At 49.1% G+C, this 1,257-nt stretch carries 2 pseudogenes; one reads left to right on the top strand and one right to left on the bottom strand.

Annotation, left to right across the window (positions count from 1 at the left end):
* Positions 1-703, top strand: a pseudogene (locus tag CV944_RS16995) (IS982 family transposase); the annotation flags it as partial.
* 22 nt (positions 704-725) lie between these two features.
* Here the strand turns inward: CV944_RS16995 and CV944_RS16990 are convergent.
* Positions 726-1,107 (bottom strand): annotated as a pseudogene (locus tag CV944_RS16990) (helix-turn-helix domain-containing protein); the annotation flags it as partial.
* Between the last annotated feature and the right edge of the window lie 150 nt (positions 1,108-1,257).

Genomic DNA, 1,257 nt, shown 5'->3' with positions numbered 1-1,257 from the left:
GTTGTTAGGTTTTACATCCGAACGAGCTTGGCACCGATTTGTGATCGGAAACTTATTTTCGAAAGATTTATTTCCTGAACGCTCTCGATATAACCGTCGCTGTCGAGATCTTGGCTTTGCCATCAAATGGATACGACATCAACTAGCCAAACGCGGACAACATCACGCTTATGCAGTAGTGGACAGCTTACCCATTGAACTCTGCCACCACGCACGAATGTATCGTGTCAAACGGTTTCAAGGAATCGCCGATATTGGGTATTGTGCATCCAAAAAGATGGCTTACTATGGGTTGAAGCTTCATCTTCAGATCACCGACCAAGCGCTTCCGATGGGATATGTCGTCACCGAAGCATCCTGCCACGACCGGACAGCTGCATAAACCGTGATGACCCAACTTCCTCATCCGTACGCACTTGGTGATAAAGGATATATGAGCCAAGACTTGCAAAAGAAGCTGTATGATGAATACAAGATCGCTTTTTGGACGCCCGTTCGGAAAAACCAGAAGATCCACCAATCGAAAGCATGGAAACGGTGGATGAAACGAAAGCGCAAAGTCATTGAAACCGTGTTTTCCGTTCTCATTGATCAGTACCGGATCACGGAGATTCGAGCCAACTCTGTTTCTGGATTTGAATCAGCTTTGGATGGCATTTTACTCGCTTATTCACTCGTCATTCTTGGGCTAGTTGAGCGTTAAAGTTCAACTAGCACCACGGGTGGTATATAGTAAAGTAAGAGGTATGGTTTTCTGGGATTTCCCCCCTGCTCGATCAGGTGTTCGTAGAACACCGTCACGGGCATGGTGGGATGTTCTTTTCTTAGGGCTAAAATATGATCCTCATCATCGGGCGACAGACGCCTTGAGTGGCCGCGGTCCGAACGGCGCTTTGGCTTTAAGGCGTCAAAGCCCCCTTTTTTGTATCGGGTGCACCAATCGAGGATCGTCTTGGCTGCGATTCGCTTGTCGCCCTGGTGGGGAACATGGTGCACTCGCTCGCTCACCTCTTTCAGATACGTCTTCGGTTCCACCTGCCCATTCACCAACGGAGCGATTAGCCCGTACCGAAACAGCGCGATGTCGTGTCTCATCGATTCATCCATCTGGATCTCCTCCCTGTCCCCCTGTGATGTTGGACCGTCCCGGTCCCTCTACCTCCTATCTTACGAAACGGCTCGAGATTCGTCGAGAGGAAGGGTTTGTGGGAACATCAACCATCTCCGTTTTTGGTGTTAAGTAGAAAATCAGGAAGC

Origin of the sequence: Geobacillus sp. WSUCF-018B (genome assembly GCF_002809985.1) — a bacterium.
GTDB classification, from domain to species: Bacteria; Bacillota; Bacilli; order Bacillales; family Anoxybacillaceae; genus Geobacillus; species Geobacillus thermophilus.
The sequence above is the reverse complement of the archived record's forward strand: the minus strand, read 5'-3'. Positions and strand labels throughout refer to the sequence as shown.